The organism is Nocardia sp. BSTN01 (assembly GCF_015354405.1).
Taxonomy (GTDB): domain Bacteria; phylum Actinomycetota; class Actinomycetes; order Mycobacteriales; family Mycobacteriaceae; genus Nocardia.
In genome coordinates this window covers 1-18945 of sequence record NZ_JADKYP010000082.1, presented here as the reverse complement: position 1 = coordinate 18945, position 18945 = coordinate 1, and the positions used below count along the sequence as shown (strand labels likewise).

General features: G+C 67.4%; 14 protein-coding genes and 4 tRNA genes. 11 read left to right on the top strand and 7 right to left on the bottom strand.

The genetic code is table 11. From position 1 onward, the window contains the following. Both IRT45_RS33775 and IRT45_RS33770 read left to right on the top strand, forming a co-directional pair. A partial coding sequence (locus IRT45_RS33775) for a phosphate ABC transporter ATP-binding protein (protein WP_375540183.1) occupies positions 1 to 281 on the top strand: 281 nt, incomplete at its 5' end. Between the two features lie 203 nt (positions 282 to 484). After that, positions 485 to 2158, top strand: coding sequence for an MFS transporter (locus tag IRT45_RS33770; RefSeq protein WP_194809842.1), 1674 nt, complete (start codon positions 485 to 487; stop codon positions 2156 to 2158). Between the two features lie 67 nt (positions 2159 to 2225). Here the strand turns inward: IRT45_RS33770 and phoU are convergent, their stop codons facing one another. From phoU to IRT45_RS33745, 5 genes are all read right to left on the bottom strand, one after another. Further along, on the bottom strand, positions 2226 to 2897 hold the full coding sequence (gene phoU, locus IRT45_RS33765) for a phosphate signaling complex protein PhoU (RefSeq protein ID WP_194809841.1): 672 nt from the start codon (positions 2895 to 2897) through the stop codon (positions 2226 to 2228). Between the two features lie 98 nt (positions 2898 to 2995). Continuing rightward, positions 2996 to 5524, bottom strand: a complete 2529-nt coding sequence (locus IRT45_RS37910) for an LCP family protein (protein WP_309241272.1) — start codon at positions 5522 to 5524, stop codon at positions 2996 to 2998. Positions 5525 to 5700: 176 nt separating this feature from the next. After that, positions 5701 to 6852, bottom strand: a complete 1152-nt coding sequence (gene dusB / locus IRT45_RS33755; protein ID WP_036497858.1) for a tRNA dihydrouridine synthase DusB — start codon at positions 6850 to 6852, stop codon at positions 5701 to 5703. A 112-nt stretch (positions 6853 to 6964) separates the two neighbouring features. Beyond that, on the bottom strand, positions 6965 to 7930 hold the full coding sequence (locus IRT45_RS33750; RefSeq protein WP_194809840.1) for an acyl-ACP desaturase: 966 nt from the start codon (positions 7928 to 7930) through the stop codon (positions 6965 to 6967). Positions 7931 to 8256: 326 nt separating this feature from the next. Further along, positions 8257 to 8329 (bottom strand) — tRNA-Lys (locus IRT45_RS33745). 920 nt (positions 8330 to 9249) lie between these two features. Here IRT45_RS33745 and IRT45_RS33740 point away from each other — a divergent pair. The 8 genes from IRT45_RS33740 to IRT45_RS33705 all read left to right on the top strand — a co-directional run bounded on the left by IRT45_RS33740 (position 9250) and on the right by IRT45_RS33705 (position 16659). Further along, positions 9250 to 9915 (top strand): TetR/AcrR family transcriptional regulator, encoded by a 666-nt coding sequence (locus IRT45_RS33740; RefSeq protein ID WP_030517458.1) that lies wholly within the window; start codon positions 9250 to 9252, stop codon positions 9913 to 9915. A 91-nt stretch (positions 9916 to 10006) separates the two neighbouring features. Continuing rightward, positions 10007 to 10079, top strand: a tRNA-Glu gene (locus IRT45_RS33735). Between the two features lie 28 nt (positions 10080 to 10107). Beyond that, positions 10108 to 10181 (top strand) — tRNA-Asp (locus IRT45_RS33730). Positions 10182 to 10213: 32 nt separating this feature from the next. Next, positions 10214 to 10287 (top strand) — tRNA-Phe (locus tag IRT45_RS33725). Between the two features lie 216 nt (positions 10288 to 10503). Further along, on the top strand, positions 10504 to 11712 hold the full coding sequence (locus IRT45_RS33720) for a helix-turn-helix domain-containing protein (RefSeq protein ID WP_228535838.1): 1209 nt from the start codon (positions 10504 to 10506) through the stop codon (positions 11710 to 11712). Positions 11713 to 11974: 262 nt separating this feature from the next. Further along, positions 11975 to 13420 (top strand): class I adenylate-forming enzyme family protein, encoded by a 1446-nt coding sequence (locus IRT45_RS33715; protein ID WP_194809838.1) that lies wholly within the window; start codon positions 11975 to 11977, stop codon positions 13418 to 13420. Between the two features lie 27 nt (positions 13421 to 13447). After that, positions 13448 to 15244, top strand: a complete 1797-nt coding sequence (locus tag IRT45_RS33710) for a DUF3556 domain-containing protein (protein ID WP_194809837.1) — start codon at positions 13448 to 13450, stop codon at positions 15242 to 15244. After that, positions 15241 to 16659: an NAD(P)/FAD-dependent oxidoreductase gene (locus IRT45_RS33705; RefSeq protein ID WP_194809836.1), complete on the top strand. Its 1419-nt coding sequence runs from the start codon at positions 15241 to 15243 to the stop codon at positions 16657 to 16659. Before IRT45_RS33710 ends, IRT45_RS33705 begins: the two co-directional genes overlap by 4 nt. Before the next feature lie 60 nt (positions 16660 to 16719). Here the strand turns inward: IRT45_RS33705 and IRT45_RS33700 are convergent, their stop codons facing one another. After that, a complete protein-coding gene (locus tag IRT45_RS33700) occupies positions 16720 to 17415 on the bottom strand; it encodes a hypothetical protein (RefSeq protein WP_228535834.1) in 696 nt (231 codons plus the stop codon). 117 nt (positions 17416 to 17532) lie between these two features. Here IRT45_RS33700 and IRT45_RS33695 point away from each other — a divergent pair, with 117 nt between their 5' ends. Further along, the gene (locus tag IRT45_RS33695; protein ID WP_194809843.1) at positions 17533 to 17940 is read left to right on the top strand and encodes a hypothetical protein; all 408 of its coding nucleotides are present in this window, start codon (positions 17533 to 17535) and stop codon (positions 17938 to 17940) included. A gap of 12 nt (positions 17941 to 17952) precedes the next feature. Here the strand turns inward: IRT45_RS33695 and IRT45_RS33690 are convergent, their stop codons facing one another. Continuing rightward, positions 17953 to 18831: a DUF1295 domain-containing protein gene (locus tag IRT45_RS33690; protein ID WP_194809835.1), complete on the bottom strand. Its 879-nt coding sequence runs from the start codon at positions 18829 to 18831 to the stop codon at positions 17953 to 17955. Between the last annotated feature and the right edge of the window lie 114 nt (positions 18832 to 18945).

Sequence of the window (18945 nt, the reverse complement as noted above, 5' to 3'; positions counted from 1 at the left end):
CGCCCGACGTGCTGCTGATGGACGAGCCGTGTTCGGCGCTGGACCCCATCTCCACGCTGGCGATCGAGGATCTGATCTCCGAGCTGAAGAAGGAGTACACGATCGTCATCGTCACCCACAACATGCAGCAGGCCGCGCGTGTGAGTGACCAGACGGCGTTCTTCAACCTGGAAGCCCAGGGCAAGCCCGGCAAGCTCATCGAAATCGACGAGACCGAGCGGATCTTCTCCAACCCCACGCAGAAGGCGACGGAGGACTACATCTCCGGCCGCTTCGGCTGATCGCGGGCTGAATCCGTCCGCGTTTCGAAACCCCGTCCTTGTGGACGGGGTTTTCTCATGCGTTCTGAGGTTGGAGTGGCGCGTATCACATCCTGCGCCAGGTTGTGGGCTCGCTCATCTCATACCGGGGTCGGTTGTCTGACACTCGATGTAACAGTTACCTTCCTCCTGAACTAAACCGATCGTTATAGTCAGGAGGCGGGATGTCGGTGTCAACGGCGAGACCTGTAGCCCAGCAGGGGATTCCGATCGCGACGCGGATGCGGATCTTCGCGTTGATCGCGATCTGTCTGGCCGAACTGCTGGTCGTACTGGACAACACGCTGGTCAATGTGGCTCTGCCGTCGATGGCGGTGCAGTTGCAGGCCCGGATGAGTGGCCTGCAGTGGATCGTGGACGCGTTCACCCTGGCGTTCGCCGGGCTGCTGCTGCCGCTCGGCCATCTGGGCGACCGCTACGGCCGCCGCCGGCTGATGATCATCGGCCTGGCGGGCGTGGCCGTCATGTCGGCCGCCGGTGCCATGTCCTCGGGCCTCGGCCAGGTCATCGCCGCGCGCGCCGGCATGGGCGTCTTCGCCGCCGCGGTCTTCCCGGCGACGCTGGCCTTGATCATCAACCTGTTTCCGGAGGTGCGTGCCCGGGCCGCGGCCATCGCGTTGTGGACCGCCATGGCCGGTATCGCGGTGGCGATCGGACCGGTGACCGGCGGGTGGCTGCTCGAATACTTCAGCTGGCACGCCGTGTTCTGGATCAATGTGCCGATCGCGGCGATCACGATCGCGGCAGTGCTCGTCGTCGTCCCGGAATCGCGGGCCGACCACAGCGGCCGGCTCGATGTACTCGGCATCGGCCTCTCGCTGGTGGCGGTCACGACGCTGGTGTGGACGATCATCGAGGCGCCGAAGCACGGCTGGTTGTCCGGGCGCAGCGTCGGCGGTTATGCGCTCTCGCTGATTCTGCTCGCGCTGTACGTGATCTGGGAGTTGCGGGTCGAATCACCGGTGCTGAACATGCGGCTGTTCCGGATCCGGCGATTCTCGATCCCGGCCCTGGCGATCACCGTCTCCTATTTCTGCGCCTTCGGATTCCTGTTCCTGATCACCCAGTACTTCCAAGGGGTGAAGGAATTCAGTGCCCTCGAATTCGGTATCCACTCCTTGCCTTTCGCGGCGGCGGTGGGTTTCGGCGCGCCCCTGGCGACCCTGGCCGCGCAGCGTATCGGCACCACCGCCACCGTGGTGTGCGGGCTGCTCCTGCTGGCCGCAGGGATGTTCTTCGCCGGCCGGGTGACCGTCGAAACACCCTATCTGGGAACGGTTCTGGTCTCGATGGTACTGATGGGCATCGGCTTCGGCGTCGTGCAGGGACCGGCCACCGAATCCATCATGGGTGCGGTGCCGATCGAGGAGGCGGGCGCCGGATCCGCAGTCAACGACACCACCCGCGAGGTGGGCGGCACCCTCGGCGTCGCCGTCCTCGGCTCGATCATGACCTCGGTATACACCGGCCGGGTCGGCGCACGCATCGACGCGATCCCGGACGCGATCATGAATCCGACCCAGAAGAGCCTGGCCCGCGACACCCCGATCAGCGTGCTGGAGATCGTCAAGGCGCCGATCAGCCCGTTCTTCACCGGCGCGAAAGCCGATCTGGTGCATGCCATGAAGGTGGCCGCCCTCGCGGGCTCGACGGCCGCATCCTGGGCGGCGGTCGGCGCACTGCTGGTCTGCGCGGTACTTGTCGCCGCGCTGCTGCCCTGGAAGCCTCAGCGCGGCGCGTCGCTTCTGCTGGGCCGAACCACGGAGGAAGTCGCGGTCACAGCGAGCCGCCACCCGGAGGGGACCAAGGCGAAAGCCGAATCCGTCGGCCGCACATAACAATTCGCTGCCCGTCCGTGATCCGGACGGGCAGCGACCTCCACCCGGACAAACGCGCGGCGCTCTCTCAGATCTTCTCGGTCTCGGCGTCCGGGTCGGGCGGCAGCACACCGGTCACGAGGAAGACGACCCGGCGGCCGATCTCGACCGCGTGGTCGGCGAAGCGTTCGTAGTAGCGGCCCAGCAGCGTGACATCGACGGCCGCGGCCACGCCGTACTTCCATTCCCGGTCCATCAGCAGCGAGAACAGGTGGCGATGCAGATCGTCCATCGCCTCGTCGTCCTCGTTGAGCTGCGCGGCCCGCTCCGGATCGCGTGTCTCCAGGACCTCCTTGGCGGCGGCGCCCATATTCACCGCGATGCGGCCCATCTCGGCGAAGTATCCGTTCACCGATTCCGGGAGCGCGTGGTTCGGGTGCCGGCGGCGCGCCACCTTGGCCACATGCAGCGCCAGCACACCCATCCGATTCACATCGGAGACGATCTGGATGGCGCTCACCACCTGCCGCAGGTCGCCGGCCACCGGCGCCTGCAGCGCCAGCAGCGCGAACGCCTTCTCCTCGGCTTGCGCGATCATCTCGGCGATCCGGTCGTACTCGGTGATCACCTGTTCGGCCAGCGAGATGTCGGCCTGCAGCAGCGACTGGGTCGCCCGCTCCATGGCCGAACCGGCCAGTCCGGCCATCTCACCCAGAAGATTGGCGAGTTCGGCCATTTGTTCGTTGTAGATGACACGCATGAAACCAAAGACTAGTTCCCTGCTCTGACCAAGTCACGAACGGTGGGTGAATCGTCGGTGCCGGCCAGACCGGCGATGTCGTCGCAGGTGAGCGCGGCTCACTTGCACAGGTCGTCACCCGCGTTGACGTGTTCGAGATCGGAGGGAAGTGTGACCGGCGTCGCGGCGGCATCGGTGGCTCCGGCGGGGGCGGGGACCGGCGACCCGAACGCGGTCGGCGTGCCGACGGTGCCGGAGAAGTCCGCGCCGAGGGCCACCTCCACGATGCTGCCCAGGCCCGAGGCCACGGCCAGTTTCGCGCCCGGCAACGCGGAGGCCACCGTCGCGGCTTCGGCCTCGTGACCGGCCGAATAGCGGACCGTGGTGTTGTCGATCGTGCCGCCGGTGTAGTTGCCGACGTTGTAGATCTGGAAGCCGTCGGCCGCGAACCTGGTCGCCGCCGTACTCGCCACGCCGGTCACTCCGGAACCGTTGGAGACCTGCACCGACACCGTGTTCGGATCCACGGCGGTCAGCTGCGGCGGGGCCGGAGCCGGAGCGGCCTTGGACGGTTCCGGCGCCTTCTTCTCACCCGGCAGCGGCTGGTCGTCGATGATCGCCTGGAAGATCGCCTTGATATCCGATTCGCGCGGAATCTCGTTGCCGTAGGAGGTGGTGCCCGCGGTCGGCACGGTCAGGAACGTGATCGCGCCCGCGCTGACCTTCTGCAGCGAGCGGCCCAGCATCAGCAGATCCTTGGTGTTGACGTTGTCCATGAAGGCATGGCTGCTGAACGCGCTGATGAAGCCGTTGAGCTTGCCGATGTCGAAGAGCACCTTCGAGGACAGGGCACTGCGCAGCAGCGAGGACAGGAACAGCTGCTGGCGGTGGATGCGGTCGTAGTCGCTGCGCTCCTCGCCCTGGACGTGGCGGGCGCGGACGTAGTCCAGCGCCGTCGGGCCGTTGAGGATCTGGCGGCCCGGATTCGGCAGCACCGTGCCGAGCTCCTCGTCGACCAACGGCCGGTTGGTGCACACCTCGACACCGCCGATGGTGTCGACCATCGACTGGAAACCGCTGAAGTCGATGCCGACGAAGTGGCTGATCTTCAGGCCGGACAGTCTCTGAATCACCTTGGTCAGGCATTTCGGCCCGCCCAGAGCGTAGGTGGCGTTGAGCTTGTCGCCGATCGCGGAGGGGAATTTCGCGTCGGTGTATTTGGCCTTGTCGTTGTCCCAGCCCTCGCATTCGGGGCGGCTGACGTCGAGGTCGCGGGGGAAGGAGACGGCCACCACGCGGGAGCGGTTCGCCGGAATGTGCACGAGCATCACCGTGTCCGACCGCGAACCCTCGGCATCCTCGGTGGTGCCGGCGCCGAGCTGGCTGTCCACACCGGCGCGGGTGTCGGTGCCGACGATGAGGAAGTTCTCGTCACCGGTCTGGCCGCCGGGATCGACGATATCGGCGGAATTCTCGTCCAATGCCGACACCTGGGTGAACCCGTTGTCGGTGGCGCGCAGGTAGTTCCAGCCGACACCGGTCATCACGAGCGCCAGTACCGCACACATCGATGTGGTCACCCGGGCCGCGAGCCGGGCACGCCGGCGTCGGCGCTGCCGGCTCGCCGCCAGCCGCGACAACGGCGGCTTGCCGACCGTCTCGGGGCCGGCCGAAGCCGTTGCCTCCGAGCCGGATTCGTCGTCGGGTACGGGCAGCTGATCGGTCACCTGCTCGGCGACGGGCGCCTTGGCGGTGGCAGGCCGATCGGCCGGACTGCCGGCAGCCGGGGCGCGGTAGACCGCGGTCTGCTGGGCCTCGGCGGAAGCCGGTGCGGCACTACGTGTTGCGGCGGATTCCGGTCGTGGCGATCCCGGTGTCGCCGCTGCGCGCGGGTCGGATGCGCTCCCGAGGCGACGCGGGTCCGCGGCCGTACCCGGCGGCACCGGAGCGGCCGACGAGCGTGTGCCCGCCGCGGGTTCACGCGGCGCGGCGGCCGGTCCGGGCCGGGGCGGCGCGGCCTTCGGATCGGGGCCTCGCCTGCCCGGTGCCGCAGGTGTGGCGGATTGCTCGGGGCGCGGCCGGCGCGTGCGCGGGTCGGGTGCCGGGCCGGATGTGCCGCTCGCGGCGTTGCCGTCGGCCGGCGTGCGGCCGCGGGCGTTCGGGATGGCGCCCGATGCGCCGGTCGGTGCCTTCCCGCGGGCCGCAGGTCCGGCCGCGGCCGGACGAGGGCCGCCGCCGGGGGCGAGGTCGCGCGGGTCGTTGCCGCGGCCGGGTGGGTTGCCCGGCTGGGCGCCCCGCGCGGTGCCGCTACCGGCCCCTCGGTTCGCGCCGGTGGCGGGCCGGGCGGTGTTATCCGTTGTGCGCCCGCGATTTCCGGCCTGACGGCCGGTGTTGTCGGGCTGCGGGGTGCGGCCGGTGCCGCTCTCGTTCGCGGTGCGGCGCTTACCGGCCTCGTCCTTGCGGCGGCGCTCGATACGTTCACTGTCGACCCGCTGCACGAGGTCGTGGACGGTGATCGGCTTGGAGGTCTGCGGTTCGTCCGCACGCCGGTTACGGGGGGCCTCGTCGGAATCCGGCGCAGGGTATCGCTCCCACGGGGCGCGACCTCCGGGCCGGGACGAACGCCCGCGCCGATCGTCGTCACCCACCAACGAACCTCACTTCACTCTTCGTCGCGACCGGAGCTGTCGATTCCATCACTCCGGTGGCGGCACGCGCAGTCACATCCGGCCGAATCAGCCCCAGCCATGATAACGATTACGCCACAGTTGGCCACTTCTCAATCAGGCATCACTGTCGGCGCAGGTCGGAGAGTATGTGCGCGTCAGCCTCCGCTGTGCATCACATCGGCGGCCGAGGGCACGGTGGGATCCTCGGGATCGTCGAGCCAGCCTTCCGGCAACACCACCTTCGCCGCGGGGGAACCCTGGCGGCCGCGCGGTCCCTGCGCATCCGCGGGGAACGGCACGTCCGGCGGCAGTTGCTCGATCAGCTCGCGCAGCTGTGTGAGACTGCCCACGGTCGCGAAGCTGCGGCGCAGCTGCGAACCCAGCGGAAAGCCCATGAAGTACCAGGCCATATGTTTGCGGATATCGCGCATGGCCTTGTCCTCGCCGTCATGGTCGACGAGCAGGGTCGCATGCCGGTACAGGATTTCGCCGACCCGGCCCAGCCGCGGTCCCTCCGGAATCGGTTCCCCGCGCAGCGCGGCGCTCAGTTCGGCGAACAGCCACGGCCGGCCCAGGCAGCCGCGCCCGACGACCACACCGTCGCAACCGGTTTCGGCGATCATCGCGAGTGCGTCTGCGGCACTGAAGATATCGCCGTTGCCGAGTACCGGAATCGTGGTGACGGCCTCCTTGAGCCGCGCGATGGCCGACCAGTCGGCGGTGCCGGAATACAGCTGCGCGGCGGTACGGGCGTGCAGCGACACCGCGGCGGCGCCCTCGGCCTCGGCGATGCGCCCGGTGTCGAGATAGGTCCGATGGTCGTCGTCGATGCCGATGCGGAACTTGAACGTCACCGGCACACCGGCGGGTTCGGCCGCCGCGACCATCTCCCGCACGATCTCGGCGAACAGCCGGCGCTTGTAGGGCAGCGCCGCACCGCCACCGAGCCGGGTCACCTTCTTCACGGGGCAGCCGAGGTTCATATCGATGTGGTCGGCCCAGCCCTCGCCGACGATGATGCGCACCGCCTCGCCGAGCGTCTTGGGGTCCACGCCGTAGAGCTGCATCGAGCGGGGATGCTCGTCCTCGTCGAAAGCCATCATGTGCAGCGTCTTCTCGTGCCGCTCGACCACCGCGCGGGCGGTGATCATCTCGCAGACGTAGATCGAGGTGCGGCTGCCGAATTCGCGGCACAGCTTCCGGAACGCGACATTGGTGATCCCGGCCATGGGTGCGAGCACCACCGGCGGATCGACGGGGTAGGGGCCGATTCGCAATCCGGTTCTGGTGTCGAGTGCCGCGGTCACGAGTTCCAGTGTCCCATCCGAATGACAGTGCGAGAGATCACAGGTCTCCCGGTGCGTGCGACGGGACCGGTGCCGTGCGGCACCGGTCCCGGTCGTAGTCGTGCGGGCGAGCTCAGCTCGCCACGGTGAGGTCGCGCTCGCGCTTGGCGGCCTCGCGGGCCAGCATGCGGTCGCGCTGCTCCTCGAACTTCAGGACGTCCTTGCCCAGCTTGTCCAGGAACAGGCCGAGCCGCTCGCGGGTCTGCTCGCCGCGCGCGGTGAAGTCGTCGCGCTCGAAGATCTGCCACTTCTTCAGCACCGGCTGCACCACGTCTTCGAGGTGCTGGCGCAGGTCGTAGATGCCGTGCTTGGCCATCAGCACACCGTTGCGGCGGAAGTTCGGCATTCCGGCGCCGGGCATCTGGAAGTTCTCGAGAATCAGAGTGATCGCGTCGAGGGCCTGATCCGGCGCCAGATCCAGCGCCGCGCCGCACATGTTGCGGTAGAAGATCATGTGCAGGTTCTCGTCGGCGGCGACGCGCTGCAGCATGCGGTCGGCGATCGGTTCACCACAGGCGATGCCGGTGTTGCGGTGGCTGACGCGGGTGGCCAGCTCCTGGAAGGTCACGTAGGCGACCGAGTGCAGGAATCCGGCGTCGGCCTCGGCGGGGGAGGCGAAGCCGTTGGTCATGTGGACCATGCGGGCCTGTTCCAATGCCACCGGGTCCACGCCGCGGGTGACCACGAGGTAGTCGCGCATCACGATGCCGTGGCGGTTCTCCTCGGCGGTCCAGCGGCCGACCCAGGTTCCCCAGGCGCCGTCCTGGGAGAAGTTCTCGGCGATTTCGCGGTGGTAGGAGGGCAGGTTGTCCTCGGTGAGGAGGTTGGTGATCATCGCGGCCTTCGCCACTTCACTGAGCTTCGACTGCTCCGGATCCCAGTCGACACCACCCAGCGCGGCGAAGTTGCGGCCCTCGTCCCACGGCACGTAGTCGTGCGGGTGCCATTCCTTGGCCATCGAAAGGTGCCGGTTGACGTTTTCTTCGGCAACCGGCTCCAACTCCGTCAGCAGCTCGAGTTGAGTCAGATCCCTTGCCATACATACGCCCTTCGGTGTTGTCCTGCGATATTGCTGGTCGCCCCCCTGCTGGCCGTGCCGCCGCCGCCCATACCTTACGACACCGTAGGTGTGATGCGAAGCGCACCTGTATGAGTTCACAGCATCGGTGACGGAACTCATAAGGGTGTTCGGCACATGCCCCAACCGGTTGCGAGTGTAGGGGGCGGACCTGTGCGCCAACGGTGTATCGGCTGGGAGTCCGGAACGTTAGCCGAGTATCGGATTGCGCAGGTCCCGGGCACTCGCGCTGCGGGACGACGCCGGAGACGGCGATGGGCCGGAGCTCTCACTCCGGCCCATCGGTGTGCCCCCACCAGGGCTCGAACCTGGGACCTGCGGATTAAAAGTCCGTAGCTCTACCAACTGAGCTATAGGGGCGCGGTCCGCAAGTCTAATGTTTCGCGCGCGGAAGTGGTAACCGGTATCCGTCCGACGGTGTGGCGGTGGGTATCTGCGCTGGTCGCACGGCGTTCGAGGGCGGGGTGGCGGCTTCCGGGAGCGGGATCGCCGTCGGCGATATCCGGGCGCCCCCCTGAACGCCGGGCGGTGCCCGCCTCGACGGTCGGAGGGATCCGCGCGCCGGGCCCGCCGGTTCCGGAGCGCCGCGGGGTTCCCGTATACCCGGCCGATTGCCGGGCAATCGCCTTGCTCAGCAATTTGTTTCAGCGCGGAAGTGTGGAAACATTGTCCAAACGTAGTGCGTGACAACATATTTGGTACGGGAGGTGATCGTGTCGGTGGATCCGCCCGGTGGCCGACCGCAGCGGCCGGGATGAGTCCCGGGTATCCACGGCGTCGGCCGGTGGTGGTGAACATCGCTGGGGCGCGCCGGAATTCGCATACCCGGGCGCTAACCGGGCATTTGCCACAACCGGTTCCGGTTCCCGGTGAAGTGACTCCTCGGTACGTGGCGCGTCGTTCCGGGATTCGGGGTACGGTGATCGCTTGGTGAATTCCGGCGAATCCGGGAGATCTTCCGGCCGTTGGGATTCGGCCGAAGATTTGGTGCCGGCACATCTCGCGACCGGCCGGGCCGGTCACGAGGTCGGAGGAGGCGACGTCGCAGGAGGCGGATCCGAGACGAACAAAACGCCCGGGTGCGCACCCCCTGCGGCGCACCCGGACGTCGAAACTATACCAGCTGGTGTGTTTCAGGTATCCCTGCGAATTTTCGTACCGAAAGTCTGAAAACCGGGCGTTAGCCCGGAATTAAGTATTTGAAAATCTAATAACTTCTCGTCGAGGACCGTCCCCCATCGGTTCCTCCGGCGGCAAGCAGCTTCGGAGGCGTTTCGAGCATGGCACGGCAGCAAGAGCGGGCCCGCCGGACACGGGCGGCGATCATCAGGTCCGCCGCCGTTGAATTCGGGAAGAGCGGCTATGCCGCGGCATCGCTGAATCGCATATTGGAGGGATCGCGCGCGACCAAGGGCGCGATGTACTTCCATTTCGATTCCAAGGAGGATCTGGCCCGGGCGGTGCTGGACGCTGCCGTCGAACGATATCGGGCGACCACCGAAAGGTGGCTGGCCAGAACGGATCTCGAGCCGCTGGACATCATGCACGGGATGATCGACGAGGTCGCCCTGCGCCTGGAGAACGACATCATCGCCCAGGCCGAGTTCCGGCTCGTGATCGAACCGGAGTTCTATCAGGACGCGCGGGCCGGTGGCAGCCGCATCGTCAGCCGGTCGGCGCGGCTGCTCGCGGTGCGCGCCGTCGACCGCAAGCAGCTGCGCCTGGACACCGACCCGGACCGCTTCACCCGCACCCTGGCCGCCGCGCTGGCCGGACAGCGCTACATCATCGATCTGCTCGGCGGCGGGGTCGATCTGCGCACCCGGTTCACCGAGGCGCTGGAGGTGATCATCGAGGCGATGGCGACTCAGGATTGGCTCGAGGAGTTCCGCCGGCACGGCTGGAAGGCCTCGGCACGCCTGGAAGATCTGAATCTGGGCCTCTGACCAGCCGATTTGGGAATAGCGCAAAGCCTGTCATAAGCTATGCGAGCTCCCAACGGAAGCCGTTGAGGTACGGACCGGAGAGATCCGGCGGGCCCCCTTCGTCTAGCGGCCTAGGACGCCGCCCTTTCAAGGCGGTAGCGCGGGTTCGAATCCCGTAGGGGGTACGGTGGCAACACCGTTGAGAGCATGCAAGGCCCTGTGGCGCAGTTGGTTAGCGCGCCGCCCTGTCACGGCGGAGGTCGCGGGTTCGAGTCCCGTCAGGGTCGCTTTGTTGTACGGCATTCGGTTCGGGTGCCCCGGCCAGGTAGCTCAGTTGGTACGAGCGTCCGCCTGAAAAGCGGAAGGTCGCCGGTTCGATCCCGGCCTTGGCCACTTTGAAATCCCCTCGACCTGCGGTCGGGGGGATTTTTCGTGTCTGCTCGCTGGTCTCGGTGAGATGGATTTTTATTCATGCCTTCGTCTCGGGGAGACGAAATCTGGGCGGAACGGCGGTCTGGGTGGGTTTGGGGGCATACCGTCCGTGGTGTGGTGAAGGCGCGGGATGGTGATGTCGGGTCGGGCGAATATGTCGCTCGGATCGCCGCGCGGATGAACGAGCAGGTGACCGGGGTCAGTTCGCTGATCAAGGACGCGCTCGAGCAGCTCATCCCGGAGTTGCGGGGGGATGCGCGGACGGTGGAGTTGCTGGGGGCGAGTGTCGAGGGGAATGTCGACACGATTCTGCATGCGCTGCGGCACGGGATCGCGGTCGAGCGGATCACCGCGCCGACCGCGGCGCTCGAATACGCGCGGCGGCTCGCGCAGCACGGGGTACCGGTCAATGCGCTGGTACGGGCGTACCGGCTGGGGCAGCGGCGGTTGACCGAGCTGGTGTTCGCGGAACTGCACGCCATCGATATGGAGCCGACGACGCGGATCGCGGTGATCGAAAAGATCACCGACGTGCTGTTCGCCTACATCGACTGGATCTCACAGCAGGTGGTCGCGGTCTACGAGGAGGAGCGCGAACGGTGGCTGGAGAATCGGAACAGCGTGCGCGCCATGCGCGTTCGGGAGGTGCTGGCCGAGGACACCGCCGTCGACGTCGACGATGCCACCGCCGCGATCCGGTATCCGCTGCGCCGGCATCACGTGGCGATGGTGCTCTGGTATCCGGACGCCGACTCCGACAGCGACGACCTGGCCCGGTTGCAGCGATTCGTCCGGGAACTCGCCGGCGCGGTCGATGTGGCTGCCGCCCCGCTGTTCGCCGCGGCCGACCGCACCAGCGGATGGGTCTGGTTGCCGTACACCTCGGATCCCGATGATCCGGCCGCGCGGATCCGCCGGTTCGCCGCCACCCGGCCGGACGCGCCTCATATCGCGATCGGCGCCGTGGGGGTGGGAGTCGAGGGGTTCCGCCGCTCGCATCGCCAGGCCCAGCGGGCCCGCACGGTGGCGGCCCGGAGTGGGGCGGCGGACAAGGTCGTGGCGGCCACCGATCCGGGCTTGACCGCGGCCGCACTGCTCGGCGAGAACCCGGCAGCCGTCCGGGACTGGGTCACCGACGTCCTCGGACCGCTGGCGACCGACACGGCGAGCGATGCGCGGCTGCGCGACACCCTGCGTGTGTTCCTGCGCACCGGATCCAGCTACAAGGCGGCGGCGCAGGAGCTGGATCTGCACTACAACTCGGTGAAATACCGGGTGAGCCGGGCGGTGTCCCGGCGCGGGCGACCGATCGCCGACGACCGGCTCGACGTGGAGATCGCGCTGCTGGTGTGCCAGTGGTACGGCACATCGGTGCTCATGCGCTGAGCCCGCGAGCGCGCTGATGGGGGTGAACTAATCGTGCAAAGCCCGGCGATCCTGCGCGATTTCTCGCATTGTCGCGGAGGTTTGCACGGAAAGTTCAGGTGTACGCCCGTGGACGCCGCACCGGCCGGGCACCGCCGGGCGCAGATTCTTTGTCTCGCGAAGACGACACCCCCGAGTAATTCGTCTACGCACGACGGTGTGGTCCAGCTCACTGATTTCTACCGTTGACGTGTCCGTTCGAGACCAAGATTCAGGACCGTCCATGCACCTTTCCGAGTTACCCGACCTTCGCAGCCGCCGCGACCCCGGCGGGCCCTGTGTGGCCGACGATCAGGTCGAGCTGACCAACGCCGAGTTCGCCGATGCGGTACGGCGCGCGGCCACCGCCCTTGCCGCGCACGGAGTTTCCTCCGGCGATGTCGTCGCGGTGATGTTGCCCAACACCGTGGCGCTGGTGGTATCCCTGTTCGCCGCGTGGCGTCTGGGCGCCGCGGTGACGCCGATCAATCCGTCGCTGGTTCCGGCCGAGGCCGGCTATCAGGTCGCCGATGCCGGGGCCGAGGTGCTGGTCACCGATCGGCCGATGGATATCGGGCTCACGGTCCTCGCCCCTGCCGAGCTCACCGCACGACCGCCGGCCGATATCGCCCCCGAGACTCGCCACGATGCGCTGGCCCTGCTCGTCTACACCAGCGGGACCACCGGGCGGCCCAAGGGCGTCATGCTCGATCACGCGAACCTGAACGCCATGTGCGCCATGGCGATCGGCGCCTTCGAACTCACGGCCGCCGATCACAGCCTGCTGGTGTTGCCGCTGTTCCATGTCAACGGCATCGTGGTGAGCACTCTCTCGCCGCTGCTCGCCGGCGGGCGCACCACGATCGCGGGACGGTTCAGCCCGGACGCGTTCTTCGACCGACTGGAGCGTAGCCGCGCCACCTACTTCTCCGCGGTGCCGACCATCTACACGATGCTGGCCGATCTGCCGCCGGACATCTCCCCCGATACCTCGGCGGTGCGATTCGCGGTCTGCGGCGCCGCACCCGCCAGTGCCGAACTGCTGCTGAAGTTCGAAAACCGTTACGGCATACCGATCGTCGAGGGCTACGGCCTCTCCGAGGGCACCTGTGCGAGCGTCGTCAATCCGCTGCGCGGCCGCCGCAAGCCGGGCACGGTCGGTCTCCCGCTGCCCGGCCAGACCATCCGCATCGCCGACCCCGACGGCAATCCGGTCGCCGACGGTGTCGCGGGTGAAGTGCTGATCCAGGGTCCGAATGTCATGCGCGGCTATCTGAATCGGCCGGAGGACACGGCCCGCACGATCATCGACGGCTGGCTGCACACCGGCGATATCGGCCGCATCGACGAGGACGGCTACCTCGTCCTGGTGGACCGGGCCAAGGACATGATCATCCGCGGCGGCGAGAACATCTATCCCAAGGAGATCGAGACCGTCGTCTACCAGCTGCCCGAGGTCGCCGAGGCCGCCGTGGTCGGCCGGGTCAGCGAACTCTACGGCGAGGAGCCCGTGCTGTTCCTCGCCCTGAATTCCGGCGCCACCCTCACCGCCGAACAGGTGCTCGCCCACACCTGGCGGAACTTGTCGAAATACAAACTGCCCGTAGCGATCACGTTCCTCGACGACCTGCCCAAGAACGCCGTCGGAAAACTCGACAAACCCTCATTGCGCCGCGTGCCGACCGCCTGATCCGCCCCACGAGAAGGAGATATTCCGATGGGATTCACCAAGCCGGACCTGCCGGCCGTCGATCCGGACACGTTCCTGCAGAAACCGCTGATGGAGCGCATGCGCATCCTCGGCGCCGATTGGGCCGAAAACGGCTTCGGCTCACCGAAGATGGTGCATTGCGTCTACATCCTCAAACTGGTCGTGCTCTACGCGATCGGTGGAATCACGGTGGCCACACTGACTTCCGGACTTCCGGCGTTCTGGCATGTGGCCGAATGGTGGAATCAGCCGATCGTCTATCAGAAGGCGGTCGTCTGGACGGTGCTGCTGGAGGTCGTCGGTCTCGCCGGTTCATGGGGGCCGTTGGCCGGCAAGGTGAAACCGATGACCGGTGGCATCCTCTTCTGGGCCCGGCCCGGCACCATCCGGCAACGCCCGTGGGCATGGGTGCCCGGCACCGGCGGTGATCGCCGCACCCGGTTCGACGTCACCCTGTATCTGGCCCTTCTCGCGAGTCTGGTTATCGCGCTGGCTCTGCCCGGCGCACCGAGTGATTCGCTCGCGGCGGCACTGCCGGACAACGCGTCGGGGCTCATCGCTCCCGCCGTGCTGCTCGCGCCGATCGTGCTGCTGATTCTCAACGGCCTGCGCGACAAGGTCGTTTTCCTCGGCGCCCGCGGCGAGCAGTATCTGCCGGCGCTGATCGCGTTCACGGTGTTCCCGTTCGTCAACATGATCGTCGCGTTGAAATTGCTGATCGTGGTCGTCTGGGTGGGCGCGGGCTTCTCCAAACTCGGCAAGCATTTCTCCAACGTGGTGCCGCCGATGGTGTCCAACAGTCCGTCGGTGCCGTTCAAGTCGGTGAAACGCGCGCACTACAAGGATTTCCCGCGCGATATGCGCCCCTCCGGCATCGCGCATTTCATGGCCCACGTCAACGGCACCTGCGTGGAGATGCTGGTTCCGCTGGCGCTGCTGTTCTCCACGAACAAGTGGGTGACCCTGATCGCGGTGCTGATCATGGTGATCTTCCACCTGTTCATCGTGTCCACCTTCCCGCTGGCCGTGCCGCTGGAATGGAACGTGCTGTTCGCCTACGCCACCGTCTTCCTGTTCCTCGGCTTCCCGGCCTGGAACGGATACGCCGTGTGGGACATGTCGCCGGTGTGGCTGGTCGTCCCGGTGGTCGCCGCGCTGCTGTTGTTCCCGGTGCTCGGTAATCTGCGGCCCGACAAGGTCTCGTTCCTGCCGTCGATGCGGCAGTACGCGGGCAACTGGGCCTCGGCGGTGTGGACGTTCACCCCGGGCGCCGAGGAGAAGCTGAACCGGGTGACCCGCTCGGCCGGCAATCAGATCGACCAATTCATCGAATTCGGTTACGAACCGCAGTGGGCGGAGATCACCCTGCAGAAGACGATCGCCTGGCGCACCCTGCACAGCCAGGGCCGCGGCCTGTTCTCGCTGCTGATCTCACGGCTGCCGGATATCGATTCGCGCACGGTCCGGGAGGGGGAGTTCCTCTGCAACTCGATCGTGGGGTTCAATTTCGGTGACGGCCACTTCCACGACGAGGAGATGATCCGCGCGGTGCAGGACGAGGCTCGCTTCGAACCCGGCGAATGTGTGGTCGCCTGGGTGGAATCGGAGGCGTTCGGCAGCGGCGTGCAGCACTACAAGCTGATCGACGCCGCGCTGGGCGTGATCGAACGCGGCACCTGGAATGTCGCCGATGCTGTCGCCGAGCAGCCGTGGCTGCCGAACGGCCCGATTCCGTTGCGGCCCAACTGGGTTCGCCCGGTGCAGACCGAACCCACGCAGGACGATTTCGGAGTGGTGGCGTGACAACTGCGCTGGTGGTCGGCGGCGGGCCCAACGGGCTCGCCGCCGCCGTCGCCCTCGCCTCCGAAGGTATCGAGGTCACCGTGCTCGAGGCGGCCGAGCAGATCGGCGGCGGCACGCGCAGCAGCGAGGCGATCGTTCCCGGTCTGCTGCACGACCACTGCTCGGCCATCCATCCGATGGCCGTCGGTTCGCCGTTCCTCGCGGGCCTGGGTCTGGACCGCTACGGACTCACCTGGCGCCTGCCGGAGATCGACTGCGTGCATCCGCTCGACGACGGCACCGCCGGCGTGCTGTATCGCTCGGTCGAGCGAACCGCGGCCGGACTCGGACGGGACGAATCGCGCTGGCGGCTGACGTTCGATCGCCCGGTGCGCCGTTACGACGCGTTGAGCGAGGACATCATGCGGCCGCTGCTGCGCGTCCCGCATCACCCGCTGACGTTGGCCCGGTTCGGGCTGCCGACCCTGCTGCCGGGTTCGGCCGTCGCCCGGATGTTCCGGACCGAGCAGGCACGCGCGCTGTTCGGAGGCGTCGCGACCCATGCCTTCCGGCCGCTGCACCATCCGCTCAGTTCGGCCGTCGGCCTCGGCATCCTCACCGCCGGCCATCGGTTCGGCTGGGCGGTGGCCGAGGGCGGATCACAGTCGATCGCGAATGCGCTGGCGGCACTACTGGCGGAGCTGGGCGGAAAGATCGAGACCGGGGTGCGGGTCGAGTCGGCGGCACAGTTGCCACCGGCCGACATCACGATGTTCGATCTGGCGCCCGATGCCGTCGCTCGCATTCTCGGCGATCGGTTACCGCGGCGAGTTCGGCACGCGTTCGCCCGTTTCCGGCGCGGGCCCGGGGCCTACAAGGTCGACTTCGCGGTCGCAGGTGGGGTGCCGTGGACGGCTCCGCACGCGCACCGGGCCGGGACGGTCCACCTCGGTGGGACCTACGCGGAGCTGGCCGCCGGTGAACGCGAGATCCACGCGGGCCGGATGCCCGAGCGGCCCTTCGTTCTGGTCGGACAGCAGTACCTGGCCGATCCGCAGCGTTCGGCGGGTGACATCCACCCGGTGTGGAGTTACGCCCATGTGCCCAACGGCTTTACCGGCGACGCGACCGAGGCGATCATCGCGCAGATCGAGCGGTTCGCGCCCGGGTTCCGGGAACGCATTGTGGGACAGGCGGTTCGCTCGACGACCGAGATGGCCGTCTACAACCAGAACTATGTGGGCGGCGACATCATGACCGGGGCCAAGGACATTCGCCAGCTGATGTTCGGGCCGAGAACAACGTTGTCCCCCTACAATCTCGGCGTTCGCGGCATGTACATCTGCTCGGCCGCGACCCCGCCCGGTCCGGGCGCACACGGCATGTGCGGCGCCAATGCCGCCCGGCTCGCGATGGCCGAAGTGGTGGACCGGTAGGCGATCCGGGCCGGCGAGGCCGTTGTGGCGGAGATCGGCTCGGGAAACCCCGCGCCGTCTTCACTTCAAGACGTTGACCGCTCGCGCGATGACCAGTGCCGCGGTGATCAGCGACAATGCCGATTCGGCCATCATCAGCGTCTTGGCCCAGCGCGTCATCGGCATCACGTCCGTGGGGCTGAAGGCGGTGGCGTTGGTGAACGACAGGTAGAGGTAGTCGAGAAATTCCGGTTCCCAGTCGGCGGGCGCCAGGTCGCGGTTCTGCATCTGGACGAACAGAAAATCCGGAAGCGGCTCACGGGCGTGCGCCCGGGCCGCCGGTCCGCCGCGATCGAATTCCCAATACCAGAGCGCGAATACGGTGACGTTGGTCAGCCAGATGGCCGCGCCGGAGCCGAGCAGGACCGGGGGATCGTTGCTGAGGGTGCCGTCGATGAGCCCAGCGACGAGCCGGAACACCGACCATGCGGTGGCGATCCCCAGCAGCGCCGACATCGCCAGGCCACACCACCGCAGCCAGATCTCCTCCCGGTTCAGCCGCACCGGGCTGCTCACCACCAGCACGATGAGCAGCAGCACCTCGAGCAGCGGCAGCAGCCAGATCGGCCGCAGCTGGAAATGATGTGGCAGCAGCAGTTGCAGCACGATGATCCCGACCATCGCCGCCGTCGCCGCCCACCGCGATTCGCCCGCGGTGCGCCGTTTCCACGCCGGGATCTCGTCGCCGCTGGAGCTGTCGTTTCCGGAGCCGCCCACCCGAGCAGTATTGCCCGCGCGAAGACGGCACGCACGCAGGAACGCGGGCTCGTCAGGGCGGGCGACCCTAAGATGGGGAACCACAGCGCGTATGTCGGCTCGCAGGAGGGCTCGGTGATGACTGTGGTTCGCAAGGTAGTTCTGGGCGGCGCGATTGCCGTGCTGCTCGGCTCGGGTGCCGCGGCGGCGGCCGCGGAGACGGTTCCGTTTCAGATCAACCCCGCGCCGTACGGTAATCCGAACGGCAGCGTCGATTCGCTACCCGCCCGCTGCGTGGCCGTCACCGGTGCACGAGCGGGGGAAATCACCATCACCGGCGCGAACGACCGTGGGTGGGGCTGCTATTCGGCGCCGGTGCGATGGCTGAACCTCGCCACCGGCGCATCCGGCGAAGCACATCTTTCCGACGGCCTCAACGGAATCCCGCCGGCGGTCACGGTCGTGACCGGGAGCGGACCCGTCGTCGCCGTCATTCTCACCGGCGGCGTGTACACGCCCGGCTTCGTCTCCGTGCAAGTGCCGTAACCGACGGTCGGCTCACAGTGCACGGGGGCGCGGCGGAAGCGGCACGAAGGCCGAAACCCGGTGCACCACATCCCGGTACGCCGGCCGCCGCTGGAGGCTGCGCTGTTCCATCATCGGAATGCTGACGCCCACGAACATCGCGACCATCGTCACCACACCAGCGAGAACCCACCAGCTACCCGGGGCTGCGGCCAGACCGAACAGGCCGAACGAGAGCCAGACGCCGCACTCGCCGAAATAGTTCGGATGCCGCGACCACGCCCAGACCCCGCGGTCCATGACCTGGCCGGGAGATTTGGTGGCGGCGAAGCGATGCATCTGCAGATCGGCGACGGCTTCCAGCGTCACCGCGCCCGCACCGATCACGAAGGCGACGACGTCGAGCACACCGAACGGTTCGCCGGCGCGCGTCGCGACCACGTACACCGGAATCATCCCGGCGAACACCTGCAGCGTCGGAAAGACGTGGATTCCGAACAGATCCGCGGCGAAGGCGAATCTGCCCGCGCGTTCGCGCACCATCGGATAGCGCCAATCCTCGTGGTGCATTCCGGGAAATGTTGTCACCCAGTTGGCGGTGAGCCGCACCGCCCACACCAGCATGACGGCCATCATCAGCCACCAGCGCGCCGGATTCGACGGCTCGTCGCTGCGGATCCACCAGTAGAAGGCCAGCAGCGGCGGGATCACGCTCCAGTATGGGTCGTAGAAACTGGAATTGCGATAGATGCGGCTGAACACGAAGACCACGACCGTGGCGATCAGATCGGCGATCAGGCCGTTCAACCACAGCTGCCCGGTATCCGGGCCCCACAGCAGCCAGGCGAGTCCCACGACGACGGCGATCACATAGGCCAGCGCGACTCGAACCAGCGCGCCCACTCTGCTCATGAGCGCACTCTAGGCATTGTGCGGCCGAGCGGAGCCGGATTCGGACAACAGTCGCAGCTGCGCCGAAGCGACGCCGAACCGATCGTGCAATCCTCGCCCTTTCTCGGCACTTTT